Origin of the sequence: Saccharothrix lopnurensis (assembly GCF_042658445.1) — a bacterium.
In the GTDB taxonomy this organism is placed as follows: Bacteria; Actinomycetota; Actinomycetes; order Mycobacteriales; family Pseudonocardiaceae; genus Actinosynnema; species Actinosynnema lopnurensis.
The window spans coordinates 44,843-60,813 of the sequence record NZ_JBHSQO010000004.1; the positions used below are offsets into that span (position 1 = coordinate 44,843).

General features: G+C 74.1%; 12 protein-coding genes. 6 read left to right on the forward strand and 6 right to left on the reverse strand.

Features of this window, described 5'->3' with window-relative positions; all coding sequences use genetic code 11:
- Positions 1-244: 244 nt before the first annotated feature.
- Positions 245-760 carry a lytic polysaccharide monooxygenase auxiliary activity family 9 protein gene (locus tag ACFP3R_RS05475; protein ID WP_380633454.1) on the reverse strand — a complete coding sequence of 172 codons (516 nt, stop codon included), beginning with the start codon at positions 758-760 and terminating at the stop codon, positions 245-247.
- Between the two features lie 329 nt (positions 761-1,089).
- Between ACFP3R_RS05475 and ACFP3R_RS05480 the strand changes: the two genes are divergently transcribed.
- On the forward strand, positions 1,090-1,602 hold the full coding sequence (locus tag ACFP3R_RS05480; RefSeq protein ID WP_380633456.1) for a hypothetical protein: 513 nt from the start codon (positions 1,090-1,092) through the stop codon (positions 1,600-1,602).
- A gap of 256 nt (positions 1,603-1,858) precedes the next feature.
- Positions 1,859-2,311, forward strand: a complete 453-nt coding sequence (locus ACFP3R_RS05485) for a tetratricopeptide repeat protein (RefSeq protein WP_380633458.1) — start codon at positions 1,859-1,861, stop codon at positions 2,309-2,311.
- On the opposite strand, the gene ACFP3R_RS05490 is transcribed toward ACFP3R_RS05485, so the two are convergent.
- A complete protein-coding gene (locus tag ACFP3R_RS05490; RefSeq protein ID WP_380633460.1) occupies positions 2,256-2,882 on the reverse strand; it encodes a hypothetical protein in 627 nt (208 codons plus the stop codon). The genes ACFP3R_RS05485 and ACFP3R_RS05490 overlap by 56 nt on opposite strands.
- 170 nt (positions 2,883-3,052) lie before the next feature.
- Here ACFP3R_RS05490 and ACFP3R_RS05495 point away from each other — a divergent pair, with 170 nt between their 5' ends.
- Complete coding sequence (locus ACFP3R_RS05495) at positions 3,053-3,223, forward strand: hypothetical protein (protein WP_380633461.1); 171 nt, start codon at positions 3,053-3,055, stop codon at positions 3,221-3,223.
- 138 nt (positions 3,224-3,361) lie between these two features.
- Positions 3,362-4,975, forward strand: coding sequence for an aKG-HExxH-type peptide beta-hydroxylase (locus ACFP3R_RS05500; RefSeq protein WP_380633462.1), 1,614 nt, complete (start codon positions 3,362-3,364; stop codon positions 4,973-4,975).
- 73 nt (positions 4,976-5,048) lie between these two features.
- Here the strand turns inward: ACFP3R_RS05500 and fxsT are convergent, their stop codons facing one another.
- The 4 genes from fxsT to ACFP3R_RS05520 all read right to left on the reverse strand — a co-directional run bounded on the left by fxsT (position 5,049) and on the right by ACFP3R_RS05520 (position 13,878).
- Positions 5,049-9,356 (reverse strand): FxSxx-COOH system tetratricopeptide repeat protein, encoded by a 4,308-nt coding sequence (gene fxsT, locus ACFP3R_RS05505; RefSeq protein WP_380633464.1) that lies wholly within the window; start codon positions 9,354-9,356, stop codon positions 5,049-5,051.
- Positions 9,353-10,360 carry an AAA family ATPase gene (locus tag ACFP3R_RS05510; RefSeq protein WP_380633465.1) on the reverse strand — a complete coding sequence of 336 codons (1,008 nt, stop codon included), beginning with the start codon at positions 10,358-10,360 and terminating at the stop codon, positions 9,353-9,355. The genes fxsT and ACFP3R_RS05510 overlap by 4 nt, the downstream gene beginning before the upstream one ends.
- Positions 10,357-11,856 (reverse strand): VMAP-C domain-containing protein, encoded by a 1,500-nt coding sequence (locus ACFP3R_RS05515; RefSeq protein WP_380633466.1) that lies wholly within the window; start codon positions 11,854-11,856, stop codon positions 10,357-10,359. Before ACFP3R_RS05515 ends, ACFP3R_RS05510 begins: the two co-directional genes overlap by 4 nt.
- 594 nt (positions 11,857-12,450) lie before the next feature.
- Complete coding sequence (locus ACFP3R_RS05520; protein ID WP_380633468.1) at positions 12,451-13,878, reverse strand: aldehyde dehydrogenase family protein; 1,428 nt, start codon at positions 13,876-13,878, stop codon at positions 12,451-12,453.
- Between the two features lie 151 nt (positions 13,879-14,029).
- Between ACFP3R_RS05520 and ACFP3R_RS05525 the strand changes: the two genes are divergently transcribed.
- Both ACFP3R_RS05525 and ACFP3R_RS05530 read left to right on the forward strand, forming a co-directional pair.
- Positions 14,030-15,310 carry a PucR family transcriptional regulator gene (locus tag ACFP3R_RS05525; protein ID WP_380633470.1) on the forward strand — a complete coding sequence of 427 codons (1,281 nt, stop codon included), beginning with the start codon at positions 14,030-14,032 and terminating at the stop codon, positions 15,308-15,310.
- A 48-nt stretch (positions 15,311-15,358) separates the two neighbouring features.
- Complete coding sequence (locus ACFP3R_RS05530; RefSeq protein WP_380633471.1) at positions 15,359-15,841, forward strand: hypothetical protein; 483 nt, start codon at positions 15,359-15,361, stop codon at positions 15,839-15,841.
- Positions 15,842-15,971 lie beyond the last annotated feature (130 nt).

The window sequence follows — 15,971 nt, forward strand, 5'->3', positions numbered from 1 at the left end:
GGATTCGCCCAGACCACCTGGGAAAGGCCGGTCCTAGCGGACAGCCACCTCACGACGAGTCCTGTAGCTATACAACTTGGGACCACCTCCTTCCTCGTGTGACACGAACCTATGCGAGGGTCGGCGCACCTCGCAACGGAAAATCTCGTTCGTCACAACACGCCTGGTCAGGGCGTCGTCACAGGGTCGGTCCGACCCCGCGCGAGGGGGTGGGGCGCGCCGGGTGGCGCGCCCCACCTCGCGATCAGCCCGCGTTCACGTCGACGCAGGAGTAGAACGCGTTCGCGGTGTCGCCGATGTTCCAGATGGCGAGCACCGTCTGCCTGCCGGACGACGGCAGGGTCACGGTGTGCGACACGGTGGCCGGCGGCTGCTGGTTGTTGCCGCTGATGTTGGCCACCCGCTGGCCGCCCACGTAGTACTCGTAGTTGGCCGTGCGGTGCCGTGCGGTGAAGACCCAGTTGAACGTGACCGTGCGACCGACGTTGCTGACCCGCCAGCCCTTGTTGTTGTCGTTCAACTCGGCGAAGTGGGCGACGCCGCCGTTGCAGCTGCGCAGGCCCTTCGGGCCCTCGACGCTCTGCGGCTCCCACTGGATGGCGCCGCAGGACACCGTCTTGGCGGCGCACTGGGCCTGGCGGCTGGGCGGGGACGAGATGTAGCCGTGCGCGAAAGCGGGAGCCGACGGCAGGGCGACGGACACGAGCGGTGCGGCGAGCACGCCGGCCGCCACTGCGGCGATCCTTCGGCGGAGTGACATGGGGACTCCTTCGGTCGGATGGGCGGAAACGCTTGTGGCGAACGCCAACCCGAGTGCGCGTGGGTGGAGGTGCAGGGCGTTCACCCAAACGCGGCGGCCGGTCTAGACCATACTCTGTGTGATCGCCCGGTGACAACCTCTAGCTGGGCAGAGTGGTTTTCGGATGTCCTGTCATCACCCGGAGCGTCCGCCGGCGGATATTTTCCGCGGTCATCCGGCGGCCGGGGGCCTGGGCTGTTCGGGTGGATTGCCCGCGACCCCTCCGCGTCGTACCGCCCGGCCCGCTATCGCTGGTCGTGGGGGTGTGACCGTGCGGTTGTGCTTGCCGGGTGAGGTGGCCGTGCACGTGGACGGCCGCCGGCTCCGCCCTGCTCGCCGCCGCACCCAGTCCCGACATCGGCCTGCCCGCCGCGGCCGGCCTGACGGGCCTCACGCCCGCCGCAGCCAGGGCGGTGCTGCCCGGGCTGGAGCAGGCGTCACTGGTCGGCCAGGACGCCCACGGCCGCTACCGGATGCACGACCTGGTCCGCCAGTACGCCGCCGCGCTGCCCGTGCCGGATGCCGACGCCGACGCCGACGCCGCCCGGCGTCGGGTGATCGGCCACTACGCGCACACGGCCACCGCCGCGCCACGGCTGGTGCACCCGCACGCCTCCAGGAGACCCCCGGCACCCACCGAGCCGGGCTGCGTGCCAGAGCGCCCAACCTCGCGGCAGCAGGGCGACCACCTGACCGCGTACCTGCTCATGTTCGCCCTGTACCCCTTCCACCACATGTCCGCGGACTTCAAGAGCCACCTCGCGGCGTGCCGCACCACCCTGGCGGTGGTGCGGCACCTGTAAGACCCGGTGCCGCACCGCAACACGCACCGCTTCCTCGGTGAGGCGCTGTGCGCCGCCGGGCGGCCCGACGAGGGCATGGGGCACCTGCACGTCGCACTGGACCAGGCCCGGCGCCTCGACGAGCCCGACCACCTGTCGAAGGTCCATTTCGCCTTCGCGCTGGCCTGGGGGCACCAGCGGCGGTACGCGGAAGCGCTGCGCCACCCACGCCCTGCGCTCGGCGACGGCGTCGGACACCCCGGTGTGGACCGCCAAGGTGCGCACCATCGCCGCCCACAGCGCCGCCCGCGTGGGCCGCCACGACCTGGCCGCCGCGCACTGCCGGGCCGCGCTGCCGGTGCAGCGCGAGCACGACGACCTCGACGGCGAGGCCAACTCCGTGTTCACCCTGGGACTGGTCGCCCTCGGCACCGGGGACGCCCGCGCCGCCGTGACGCACTTCCGCGCCGCCCTGGAGCTGTTTCACCGGCAGACCAACACCTACCTCCAGGCGGACCTCCGCTGGTGCTGCGGAGATCCGACGACCACGGCCTTCAGGACCTCGATCTTCACGACCACGGCCTTCGCGACCACGGCGACGACCAGCCGCACCGGAGCGCGGAAACCGCCGTACAGGTCCGACAATCCCGGTGAGCCGCCGCAGCGCACCCCGGTCACCCGGCGGCGAAAACCCCCTCGACGTGCGCGCGCAGGTCACCGGGCTCGATGACGGTGGTCAGCGCCGACCCCGCCAGCTCGGCGGCCCGCCCCTCCCCGCCCGCCGCGATCTCGTCGGCCGTGCGCCCGGTGCCGCGCAGCACCGCCAGCGGCCGGTCGCGGCGCACGCTGTGCTCGGCGTCCTCCCACGCCACCGCGCCGCCGTTGGCCAGCACGGTCAGCGAGGGCGCCGCCCCGGCGACCACGTCGGCCAGGTCCGCCAGCCACGGCGCCTCGTCGCCCCATCGCCGCCCCGGCACCAGCACCAGGTGCGTGTGGTTCGGCTCCGGCACCACCGCGCCGGCCAGCTCCGCGACGACCACCCCGACCAGCGGGAACCGCCCGCCCGCCGCCGCCCGCGCGCGCCCGGCGGCCCGCATCACGCCGCTGTCCGTGCCACCGTCCAGGACGACCGCGCCCCGGGCGTCCAGCAGCGGCACCAGTTCGCGCAGCACCCGTTCCAGGTCCGCCACGTCCGCCACGTCCATCCGGTCGGCGCCGCCGACGAGCACCAGCACCGGCCGTCCGAGCGGCAGGCCGACACCGCCCAGCTCCGACCTCGACGAGACCCGCGTCGTCTCCACGATCGACGACCGTACCGGCGCGCGTGCGCCCGCCGAACCGCTTCGGGAACCCCGGTTCGGCGGGCCGTCGGGGTGGACCTGTTGGCGGCCACCGGAATATCCGGCTGGGCGCTGCCGGACATGTGTGCTTTCGGGCATGATGGAAACGGCGGAACCGGGAGGCGGTCGACATGGCTGTGGAAACACCTGCGGAACTGTCCTCGGACTTGCTGGACCTCACCGCGACGTCGTTGTTCGAGATGAGATCGCTGCGCGACCCCGCGTTGGACCTGGCGGTGCGCCGGACGCTCGACCGCTTCCGGTCGGGCGACTTCGGCGATTCCGTCCAGGAACAGGCGTAGTCAACGGGCAGACGCGTGACTTCCCCCCGGTTGAGCACGCACCGGCTGCCGCGCTCCGTGTTCGACGAGATCTGTTCGGGAGCGCTGTCCGCGGCCGGGATGGCAATTTTGCGGACAACGCAGTACAGCGTTCGCCGGTTGCGCCTGCGCGCTTTCCTGGAAGCCGCTTCCGAGATCCCCGAACGGCTCGGTCCGTTCGCGGACCTGAACCGGGCGTGGACTTTGTTGGCCGAGGCCGAGCGGATCGCGCCCCGCGCGGTGGAGGACGTGCTGATGCACCATTCCGTCGGCGTGTGGCTCGGCCGGGCGCTGCGGCAGGTGACCGGCACCCCGGCGGACACCACGCCGCTGTGGTCCGAGGCCGGCTGGTTCCACGCGGTGGCCGCCGCCGCGGCCGTCAGGAGCGGCCTGGCGTGCGTGGTGGAGGTGCCGGTCGTGCACGGCGCGGTGACCCTGCCGACGGTGGGCGCCTGCCGGCTGCCCCACCGCTTCCCCGTCGGGCACGCCACCTTCCGGAACTCCTCCGCCGGCGCGGTGCTGGAGGCGGCCGGGCGGACGACCACCGCGAGGTGGGAGCCCGCGAAGCGGCAGCGCAGCACCTCGCGCGGCCGCACCATCGACGTGGTCCTGGACGACCTGAGCCCCTACCGCGAGTTCACCGGCCCGCTGCCGCCGGACCGGCTGGAGCCGGACGAGTGGGACGAGTGGCGCAAGCTGCTCGGGGAGGCGTGGGACCTGCTGACCGAGCGCCACCCCGGTCCGGCCGAGGAGCTGTCGGCGGGGTTGGCCGCGCTGGTGCCGCTGGACGCCCGGCGCGACGTGTTCGCGGCGTCCTCGGCGGCCGCGTTCGGCGCGATCGCCCTGTCGCCCAAGCGTTCCGCGGTGGAGTTCGGCGAGGCGCTGGTGCACGAGTTGCAGCACTCCAAGGTGAACGCGCTGCTCGAACTGGTGGAGCTGCACACCGGCGACGACGCGCCCGTGCACTACGCGCCGTGGCGTGACGACCCCCGGCCCCTGGAAGGGCTGCTGCACGGCGTCTACGCGTTCGTCAGCGTCGTCGAGTTCTGGCACGCGCACCGCGGCGCACCGCCCGTCGTGCCCGCCCGCCACGCCGGGTTCACCCTCGGCCACCGCGCCCGGCAGGTCGAACTCGCCCTGGCCGGCCTGCGCGGGTCGACCGCCCTCACCGACCTGGGCCGGGAGTTCGCCGCCGCGGTGTCCGTCCGGCTGGCCGCGTGCGACCCGACCTCCGGCACACCGGAGGTCGCCGCGGCGGTCGAGGGTCTCACCGCCGAGCACGCGGTCACCTGGCGGCTCCGGCACGTCCGACCGGACCCGGAGGGGGTCGAGGACGCCGTCACCGCGTGGCTCGACCGCCGCGGGGCCCCGGCCGGGCGGCGCCCCGGGCGCGTCGTGCCGGGGAAGGGCTCGGGCCGCTCGCTGCTGGCCGCCCTGCTCCGGCTCCGGGCGCTCGACCCCGACGGGTTCGGCCGGGTCGCGCACCGCGCCGGCCCGGAGTTCGCCCACCTGCGGGGCGAACTCCGGACGGCCGTCGACGGGTACACCGCCAGGGTGCGCGCGGCGCACCACGACGTCGCCGCGTGGGCGGGCCTGGCGCTCGCGCTGGGCTCCCCCTCGCTGCGGCGGTCGCCCGAGGTGGTCCGGGCCGCCTGCCGCGGCGTGGCCGCGCGCACCGGCGCGGCGCCGTCACCGGTGGAGCTGGCGGCCTGGTTCGACCGGGCCGTCGGCTGACCGTGCCCGTCGGCTGACCGTGCCCGTCGGCTGACCGTGCCCGTCGGCTGACCGTGCCCGTCGGCTGACCGGCTCAGAACTGCATGGTGTCGGTGTCGCAGTTCGCCCGGACGTACTGGGTGGCCCCGGTCGTCGCCGGGTGGTCCTCGCCCAGCACCCGGCGGAACGCCTCCACCGTCCGGGCGTGCAGCACCGCCGCCTCGCTCTCCTCGCCGAGCGCGCGCAGGTCCAGCGACAGGTTCAGCGCGACGGCCAGCGTCGTCGGGTGGTCCTCGCCGAGCACCCTGGTCGACCGCTCGAACCCGGCCCGGTCCAGCTCCAGCGCCGCCTCGTGCTCCCCGGTGGCGGCCAGGTCGCTGGCCAGGTTGGTCGCCGCGATGAGGCTGTACGGGTGGTCCGCGTCGAACACCGCGATCAGCTTGGCGTGCGTGCGGCGGTCGAGGTCGAGCGCCTGCGCCACGTCACCGCGCAGGCGCAGGGTCACGCCCAGGTTGATCGCCGCGACGAGGGTGTACGGGTGGTCGGGACCCGACTTGCGCTCGAACGCCTCGAAGCTCTCCCGCGCCAGCCGGAGCGAGCCGTCGAGGTCGTCGAGGTGGCGCAGGTCGGTGGACAGGTTCATCCGCGCCGTGATGGTGTCCACGTGCTCCTCGCCCTGCCGGCGGCGGTAGTCCTCGACGCACTTCTCCGCCAGCTCCTTGGCCCGCGCGTGCTCGCCCGCCTTGCGCAGCGCCACCGACAGGCTGCGCGTGGCGCCGATGACCTGCGGGTGGTCCTCGCCGACCACCTGCCGCTGCCGGGCCAGCTGCACCTCCTGCTCCCGGGCGGCCTCGGTGTAGAGGCCCATCTCGCGCTGGTCCATGTAGAGGCTGTTGTACGAGGCGAAGGTGGACCGGTGGTCCGGCCCGAGGACCCTGGACCGCCGCGCCAGGGTCGCCTGGTCGATCCGGAAGGCCCCCCGGTAATCACCCATGAGGCGGAACGAGCTGGCGAGGTTGTTGGCGTACTGCATGGTCGCGGGGTCGTCCTCGCCGAGGATCCTGACCGCGCCGTCGTAGACCTGCTGCCGCATCTTCAGCTCGTCGGCGAACTGGCCCTGGGCCCGGCGGTCGAGGGCGATGGTGTCCAGCATGTCGAGCATGGCCTCGTGCTCGTCGCCGACGACCTCGCGGAACCTCTCGTAGGTCTTCTCGTTGAGCTGCTGCGCCTCGGCCGTCAGGCCCAGCCGGCGCAGCGAGATCCCGTACCGGCGGGTCATCTCCAGCGTGTCGAACTCCCGCTCGCCCAGCACCTCGCGCCACGCCTCCGAGGTCTGCTTGGCCAGGTCGTGCGCGCCGCCGAAGTCACCCGCGTTGAGCAGGTACCGGACCAGGTTCAGCACCAGCCCGCGCACCCACCGGTCCGTGCACTTCGCCGCGTTGGACACCAGGGCGTGGGGGAGCAGTTCGGCGTAGCGGGGCCAGTTGTCGGTGCTGTCCGGGTCGCCGGGGTCGCCGTTGACCAGCAGCACGTGCACCGCGTGGCGCATCCGGTCCTGCTCGGCCTTGTCGAGCTGGTTCTTCAGCACGGTCTGGACCAATCGGTGCAGTTGGAGGGCGTTGGCCCGGTGGTCGATCTTGGCCAGGCTGTAGCGGCTGATCTCGCGGACCGCGCGGCTGAGCCGGATCGGGTCGCTCAGCGCGGCGGCCAGCGCCTCGGGCACCGGGGCCTCGCGCACACCGCGGAACAGCTGCTGGGAGATCGGGTCCGGGCCGAAGAACGCGCAGACCTGGAGCAGTTGGAGCGCGGCGTGGTGGTCGTTCTTGAGCCGGTTGAGGGGCACGTTCCAGGCCGCGGCCACCGGGAGCTGGTCCTCGCTGGAGGTGCCCGCCTCCAGCAGCTCGGTGCGGTTCTGCTCCAGCAGCTCCAGGTACTCGGAGACCTGCATGCCGGTCTGGGCCCGCCAGGCGGCGGCCTGCTCCACGGCCAGCGGCAGGTCGCCGAGGGCCTCGGCCAGCGCGTCGGCCTCGGCGTCGTCGAGGTCGCCCCCGCGCAGGTGCAGCAGTTCGACGCTCTCCTCGCGGGTGAACAGGTCGACCTCGACCGGGCGGGCGTAACCGCCCCACTCGGAGTTGCGGGAGGTGACCACGATGTGGCCGGTGCCCGCCGGGAAGTAGCGCCGGACGTCCTGGGGCCGGTCGGCGTTGTCGAACACCAGCAGCCACCGGGAGTACGGCTCGCCCCGGCGCAGCGCCTCCAGCACGGAGGGCACGGCGGTGTCGGCGGTGCTCGCGGCGGCCACGCCCAGCCGCTTGGCCAGCTCGACGAAGCTCTGCTTGATCTGCTCCTGCCGTTCCGCCGAGATCCACCACACCACCTCGTACTCGGCGGCGTGGCGGTAGATGTACTCCACCACCGTCTGGGACTTGCCGACACCGCCCATGCCGTGCAGCGCCTCCGGCAGCACGGCCGTGGGACCCGACTCGCGCAACCGCTGCTGCAACTGCCCGAGCAGCTCGCCGCGGCCGACGAAGTCCGGGTTGCGCAGCGGCACGTGGCCCCAGACCCGGGGTTGCGCGCTGCCGGGGTGCCGCTCGCCTGTGGCCATCGGGGTACCGGGAGCGGTCACGTCGTCTCCTTCGGGCGGCGGCGACCCAGCCTCCACGTCCGGCTGGGTGTGGGTGATCGTCAAAAGTTTCTCCTGATCAGGTGCGGCGTGCGGTCCTCCGCCCGTGCCGTGGACCCCCGCCCGCTCCAGCGAGCGGCGGATGCGCCGCGACCGCCGGGAGTAGGGACCCGACAGCGCCTTGAACACCGCCTCCTGCACGCGCAGGTAAGGCACGTTCTCGGGGGAGGCGTCGAGCTCCCGGGTGGTCTTGGGGTCGTCGAGCGCCAGGCGGAAGTTGCGCAACGCCTCGTTCCCCGCGCCGGCGTGCTCGTCGAGCACGCGGGCGACGCGGGCGGTGTCCGAGCGGCGTGAGGTCGCCAGCAGTTCCTCGCGGACACCGGTGTTGAACTCGTAGGCGACGGCCGCGGTGTCGCCGTCGACGCCCGGCAGTCGGGTCATCAACCCGCCGAGCATCACCTCGGCCAGGGCCGAGAGGTCGGAGCCGGGCAGCAGGACGCGCTGCACCAGCCCCATCAGCCGCGGGCTCAGCGGGGTGGCCGCCAACAGGCCCGCGAGCTGGAAACCGTCGGCCGAGGAGTAGGTGCGGAACCTCAGCACGCTCTCGGCGGCGTCGAGCGGTTCCTCCCCGTCGACCTCCGGCGCGGGGCCGGTGCACGGGCCGACCAGGGCGGCGGTCGTCTCGACCCACTCCGGGCCCGGGGCGGTGAGCAGGCGCGCCCACCCGGCCATCCACTCCGCGGACAGGCCCAGCACCGGCACCGGGGTGGCGTCGACGCGCGCGTCCGCGATCCGCAGCACGGCGTTGGGCGAGCCGGGGGCCGGGGCGCACAGCTTGAGCCGGCGGGTGGGCAGGCCGCCCCAGGACCACAGGCGCTGCGCCAGCGTCTGCACCACCGCCACCGGCATCGAGCGGCCCCAGTGGTGCAGCACGTGGCCGACCGCGCCCGCGTGCCAGGCGGGGCCGATGGTGTCGGTGAGGACCAGCACGATCCGGGTGCCCGCGGGCTCGACCAGGTACCGCCAGGGGTGCCGCGCACCGCCCTCCGAGCGCAGGGTCACCCGGTCGGGGTCGGACCCGGAGCTGTCCATCCCGTAGGTGCGCACGTCGCGGAACGCGCCGAGGCGCTCCAGCAGCAGCCGGAACTCGCGCACGGTCTGCTGCCAGATCTCGGCGGCCACGGTCGTGTCCACCACCAGGGCCAGGTCGAACCGCCGCCACGGCGCGGCCCGCCACTCGGGCAGCCACAGGCCGTCGCGGGCCGCCCGCACGGCGGTGGCCTCCTCGTCGAGCAGCCGCACGCGGGGCGAGGGCTGCCGGCGCCCCAGCGGCCGCAGGGCGCGGCCGATCCGGCGGCGTTCGGGCAGGGCGGGCACGGTCGGCCACGCCGAGACCGCGCTGACCTCCCCGTTCACCTGCGGCGCCGGGTCGGTGCGGTCCAGGGTGGTCGGGGTCGGCGTCCACCCCTGGGTGGGCGCCGGCTCCGGTCGCCGCGCCGGCTGCTCCGCCTCGGGCCGTTCGGGCTCCGGCTCCGGTTCGGGTGCCGGCTCCGGTCGGGGTTCCGGTTCCGGTCGGTCGGCCGCCGGCGCCGGGGGAGCGGGCGGCGGCGGGTCGGTCGCCGCGCCCGGCGCGTGCGCGGCGTGCGCGAGCCACAGCGAGTCCCGGACCTCGCGCAGCGTCAGGTCCGCGGTGCGCAGCCGCTCCACCCGGTGCCCGGTCGCGTCGAGGTGCTGGAGCAGCACCTCGCGGACGGTGGGTTCGCCTGGTCCCGTCATCCGGCCTCCGTGAGCGGGTGCCAGATGGCCTTGAGCAACTCGGCCCAGTCCTCGTCGGGCTCGTAGGCGCCGGAGGTGGCCAGGTGGACGGCGTTGAGCAGCTGGTCGGCCGACACCGTGCCCACCTCGTCGCGGTGGGCCAGGAAGTCGGCGATCAGCCGGGCGATGTCCACGCCGCGCGCGTCGCCGAAGTGCACGGCCACCATCTCCCCGAGCTGTTCGCGGCCGGGCTGGCGCACGTGCAGCCGCAGGCAGCGGCGGAGGAAGGCGGGCGGGAACTCGCGCTCGCCGTTGCTGGTGATGATCACCACCGGGAACTCCCGGCAGCGCACCGACCCGTGCGAGACGGTGGCGGTGTGGCCGCGGTCGGCGGTGAGCACCCGCACGTCGGCCTGGTGCTTGGCGTGGCGGACCAGCTCGGGGATGTCGTACTCGCCCTCCTCGAAGACGTTGAGCAGGTCGTTCGGCAGGTCGATGTCACCCTTGTCCAGCTCGTCGATCAGCAGCACGCGGGGCAGCCCGTAGGGCAGCAGGGCGGTGCCGAGGGCGCCCAGGTGGATGTAGTCGCCGATGCCGGCGTCGGGGTCGCCCGCGCCCGCGGCCTGCACCCGGCCGATGGCGTCGTAGAGGTACAGGCCGTCCCGGAGGGTGGTGCGGCTGGTGACGGGCCAGCGCAGCACCGGGCCCAGCCCCAACTCGCGCGCGACGAGGTAGGCCAGCGACGACTTGCCGGTGCCCGGCGCGCCGGTGACCAGCAGCGGGCGACGCAGCCGGAGGGCGGCGTTGACCATCGCCACCTCGTCCGGGTGAGGGGTGCGGCGGACCGAGCGCACCCCGCCCACGCGGCGGTCGCCCTCGCCGCCGTCGTCGTCGGGTCTGGTCGCGTCACCCCGACCGGTGAACGTCCGCCACGGCGGGGGCGGGGGCAGGTCGCCCACCGGACCCCGGGCCACCTCGCCGGTGCCGTGGTAGACGGGACCACCGTGCGAGCCCCCACCGTTCATGCGACCGCCCCCTCGGGTGGCCCCGGTTGGCTGGGGAGGACGAGCCGGGTCGGGTCGTCGTAGAGGACCGTCAACGCCGCGCCGACGTGGCGTCGCGCGGGGCCTTCCGCGAACGCCGTGGTCCGGACGAGGCGAACGCGCTCCAGCAGGTGCCGCTCGTCCTCTTCGTGCAGCAGCGACTCGACCAGCGCGCCGAACTCCGCGGAGCCGCAGTCCTCGCGGTGCCACAGGACCAGCGGGACGCCGGCGCGCACCCCGGCCGCCACCGGGTCCCGGCCCGCCGCGTCCGGGTCGGGCGGCGCGGACAGCACCAGCGACACCAGGCCCCGTTCCCGGTCGAACAGCGACAGCAGCTCGCGCAGCTCGTCGTCCACCCCGGCCGGGGCCCGGCAGGTCGAGGCGTGCGCGACCCGGCTGTTCCGCTCCAGCTGCCGGGCCAGCTCCCCCCACCGCTCGCGCCACTCGCGGTGGTAGCGGCGGGTGACCATCCGCTCCAGGCTGCGCACCACCACCGGGTACCGGCAGCCCATCGGCCGCACCAGGTGGTCGGCGTTCTCCCAGGGCCACTGCTCGACGTCGAGCGACAGGTTCTCGTAGTCCAGCACGAACTCGATCCGGATGGCCGGCAGGTACTGCCCCCAGGCGTCCTCGACCTGCTCGATCGTCGCCGCGACCTCCCGCTTGACCTCCGCCAGCGGTCCGGCGAAGTCGCGGCCCGGCAGCGGCGCCCACTGGTGGGGGTTGCCCAGCTGCCGCCAGGACGCCAGGCGGTACCGGTCGCCCGTGGGGCCCTCCGAGCTGATCCGCAGCACCAGGTAGGCGGGCGAGCCGGGCGGTGGGGTGAGCGGGACGGCGGCCTCCGAGCGCAGCCGCTCGCGCGCCCGGGCCAGCTCGTCGACCAGATCCATGGTGCGGGCCTGGGCGTAGGTCCAGCGCTGGAGCTCGATGGACAGCTCCGGGCGCACCCCGCTGGCCAGGCGCTCCAGGAACACCAGGGGAGGAGGCAACCCGTCCGGGCCCGCGTTGAACGTCTCCAGGATGCGGAAGACCTCCGACGGGGTCGTCGGCCCGTAGAGGTTCGGGGCGAAGGGACCGGCGACGGCGCGGTAGACGTCGGCGATGTCGGGAACAGCCACGCCGGCCAGCAATGTGAAAAGCCTTGCCCTGTCGTTGGTGGTGAACAGATCCGCCGGGGTCAGCTCGCCGACGATCCGGCGCAATTCTGCCATCGGCTTGGAATCCTGTTCCACCAGGCTCACGCTGCGCACCAGCGCGGAAAGGCGCTCCGGGGTCCGGTGGCACGCCTCGGCCAGGTTGAACAGGTGGCCGACGGGCATCGGGTGCTCCTCGACGAACAGCGGCTCGTCCAGTTCCGAGCTCATCATCCGGATCACCAGGTTGCGGCCCTCGCGGTCGAAGAGCGCCGGTACGCGGCACAGCACGTCGACGAGGGACCTGAGCAGCCCTCGCTGTCCCATGTCGTCCGCTCGGACCACGGTCGCTCCTGTTCCGCGCTGCCTTCATCCCGGTGGTCCAACGCCCGCGCGACGCGCTTATGCTCCGCCTGGGGGCAATGGTCGGCTCACTACGTCATCTTCGTGGGGCATTCCTGGTTCCGAACGGGTGACAACCGACAGTGAGGTGAGGTTTTCTCACCTTTTTACCGGGCTCAACCAGTCAGGCTCGCAAAGAAATGCCCCACGGCAAAGGGAAGGTTCCAGCGGGATCACTCGTATGGAGCGCCCTCGTTCGGGTGGGCGACGTCACCGCGGCCAGGAAGTATGGCAAATTCGACTGCCCTGGGCAATGAGATGATCGGGTGTTGTGCATAAGAACATCCGATCGGGCGAGGACAAAAATTCAAATGCCACGGTGCGTGACCGAATTCTTGCGGTCAACGTCGAGGCGCGGGGCCGGGGCCCGTCGCGGGGGCGCCCCCGCTCCGGGAGCGCCCTCGCGGGACGTGGCTTCGGCTGACCGAATTCGGGCGGGACGCGTGCTTCGGACGACCCGTGACCGCCGGCCGTGCGCCGGGGGCCCCAGAGTTCCGAAGGCCCCGGGGTTCCGGGGGTCTCAGAGTTCCGGGGGTCTCAGAGCTCCAGGCCGGTGAGCACCAGGACCCGCTGCTCGGTCAGGTCCTCCATGGCCGCGCGCACGCCCTCCCGACCGCTGCCCGACTCCTTGACCCCGCCGTAGGGCATCTGGTCGGCCCGGAAGCTGGGCACGTCGCCCACGACCACCCCGCCCACCGCCAACCGGACCGAGGCCCGGAACGCCAGGCGCACGTCGTGCGTGAACACCCCCGCCTGCAACCCGAAGCGCGAGGCGTTGACCCGGTCGAACGCCTCCTCGGTCGAGTCCACCGCCGCCAGCACCACCACCGGCCCGAAGACCTCCTCGTCGACCACCCGGCACCCCGGCGGCACGTCGGCCAGCACGGTCGGCTCGACCACCGCCCCGGCCCGCCGGCCGCCGGTCAGCACCCGGGCGCCCGCGGCGACCGCCTCGTCCACCCACTCCTGCACCCGGCGCGCGGCGGCCTCGTCGATCAGCGGACCGACGTCGGTGGCCGGGTCGGCCGGATTCCCCACCCCGAGCCCGCGCACGTGCGCCACCACCGCCCGCTCCAACTCCGGGTAGACCTCCCGGTGCGCGTACACGCGCTGCACCGAGATGCAGGACTGCCCGCCCTGGTACATGGCGAACGTGGCGATGCGCGAGGCGGCGAAGTCCAGGTCGGTCCAGTCCGGGCACACCACCGCCGCCGCGTTGCCGCCCAGCTCCAGCACCACGTGCTTGCGCGGCACCCGCTCCTGGATCGAGTACCCCACCGGACCCGAACCGGTGAACGACACCACCGGCAGCCTCGGGTCCTCGGCCAGCGCGCCCGCCACCTCGTTGGGCACCGGCAGCACCGACCACGACCCGGCCGGCAGGTCGGTCCCGGCCAGCAGCTCGCCGAGCAGCAGCGCCACCAGCGGCGTCGCGGGCGCGGGCTTGACCACGATCGGCGCGCCCACCGCCAGCGCCGGGGCGACCTTGTGCGCCACCAGGTTCAGCGGGAAGTTGAACGGCGCGATGCCCAGCACCGGCCCGCGCGGCACCCGCCGCACCAGCGCCAACCGGCCCGTCGCGGCCGGGTCGGTGTCCAGCCGCTGGAGCTCGCCGGAGAACCGCCGCGCCTCCTCCGCCGCCCACCGGAACACCGACACCGCCCGCGACACCTCCACCCGCGCCCACCGCACCGGCTTGCCCGACTCCGCGGTGATCAGCGCGGCCACCTCGTCGGCCCGCTCGGCCAACCGGCGCGACACGTGGTCCAGCGCCGCCGCGCGGGCGTGCGCGGGCAGCACGGCGAACCCGCCGGCCGCGGCGTGCGCGGCGGAGACCGCCCGCTCCACGTCCAGGGCCGACGCGTGCGACGTCACCCCCGCCAGCGCGCCGTCGTGCGGGCTGCGGACCTCGACCCGGTCCTCGCTCGTCGCGGGCTGTCCCGCGACCCAGTACGGCGTGCTCACTCCACGGCTCCTTCCACCACGTCCGGCCCCTCGGCCGGGTCGGTCACCCGGGTGCCGTCCACGTCGCGCGGGCTGGTCACGGTTCCAGGATCGTCCACCCGGACCAGGGGCGGCAGTGGTCGGACCGGCCACCGCGCTGTACACAGTGTCCATGCCGTTGACGGTGGGGGCGCTGGCCCGCGGGGTCGGTCTGCCGGTGGTGGTCGACGCGGGGCTGGACCGCGTGGTGGCCTGGGCGCACAGCACCGAGCTGGCCGACCCGACGCCGTTCCTGGAGGGCGGTGAGCTGCTGCTGACCACCGGCCTCGCGCTCGGCCCGCACGGGGACTACGTGCGGCGGCTCGTCGCGGCGGGGGTGGTCGGCCTGGGTTTCGGCACCGGCCTGAGCCACGACCGGGTGCCCCCCGACCTGGTCACGGCGGCGGAGGAGGCCGGGCTGGCGCTGCTGGAGGTGCCCAGGGCCACGCCGTTCATCGCGATCACCAAGGCGGTGGCCGCCGATGGCCACGCGGCCCTCACCCGGGTCGCCGAGGCGCACCGCGCGCTGGAGGGCGGCGCCGTCGCCGGGGGAGCCGGGGGCGTGGTGCGGCGGCTCGCCCGGCTGCTCGACGGGGCCGCGGTCCTGCTGGACGGGGCGGGCGCTCCCGTCCACGTCGCCGGCGACCCGCCCGAGCCCGTCCTGGCCGACTTCGCCGCGCAGGCCCGCCGGCTCGCGTCGTCCGGCGGACCGGCCGGGGCCGCGTGGCAGGTGGGGGAGCGGCACGCCGCGGTGCAGGCGCTCGGGCGACGCGGGTTCCTGGCCGTGCTGGCGCCGCGGCCGCTGGAGTCGGGGGTGGTCAACACCGCCGCCTCGCTGCTCACCCTGGCGCTGGTCCGGTCCGACGAGGTCGACCGGGTCCACCGGGAGTTGCGCGCCGAGCGGTTCCGGCTGCTGCTGGCGGGGGTGGCGGTGGCCGGGCTGCCCGAGGCGCCGTTCCGCGTGTTCCTGCCGGCGGCGCCGGTGCCCGACCCGCCTGGGTTCTGGGCCGAGGTCGACGGGCGGCAGGTGGTGCTCGCCCGGGACCTCGACGTGCCGGCCGCCGCGTCGAGCCCGGTGGGCGCGACGAGCGTCGCGCGCGGCTACCGCGAGGCGCTGCGGGCGCTGGAGGAGGGCGTGGCCAGGTTCGAGGACGTGGCCGCCGCGGGGCTGCTGGCCCCCGACGCGGCCGAGCACGCCGCGGCCCTGCTCGCCCCGCTGGACGACGTGCAGCGGGAGACGCTGCGGGTGTGGCTGGCGTGCCACGGCCAGTTCGACCCGGCCGCCGCCCGGCTCGGGGTGCACCGGCACACCGTGCGCAACCGCTTGCGGCGCGTCGAGCGGCTGCTCGGGCGCTCGCTGGACCCCGCGGGAACACGTGCGGAACTCTGGTTGGCCCTGCACGCCGCGCACTAGGCTCGAACCGCACCGCCACGCCCATCCCCAACCCACGAGGGGGTTGCTTTGGCGCGCTTGCGCTTGTTCGCGCACACGGCCGGTGTCCTCACGGCCACCGCCACGTTGATCGCCGCGGTGCTGACCAGCCCGGCGAGTGCGTGCAGCTGTGTGCCCGGCGACACCGAGCCCCAGCGGTACCAGCGGGCGAACCACGTGTTCAGCGGAACGGTGGTCGCCTCCGAGACCGAGGCGAACGACCCGTCCACGGTCGGCGACGACCGGTACCGCTACCGGGTCGAGGTGGACGTGGAGTACAAGGGCGACGTGCCGCCCATGGTCGACGTCCTGACCTCCGTCCACAGCTCCACCTGCGGCACCACGCTGGCGGTGGGGACGGAGTACCTCGTGTTCGCCTTCGGCGACTCCTCCGACGCCAGGGTGGACACCCACTCGTGCAGCGGCACCCGGCACGCCTCCGGCGGCCCGCCCACGAGCCAGGGCCCGACCGGGTCGTCCACCACGCCGACCTGTTCGACGCCCACGCCGTGACCCGTCGCCCCGGGACCTCTCGACCGGGTGGTCCCGGGGCCTGGTCCTTTCGCACCCCTCCGTGATCGGTTACGACCGGAAGTCCGCAAAAATTCAGAAGATCGGGTGGTTTACGGTTCGCCGTAGTGGG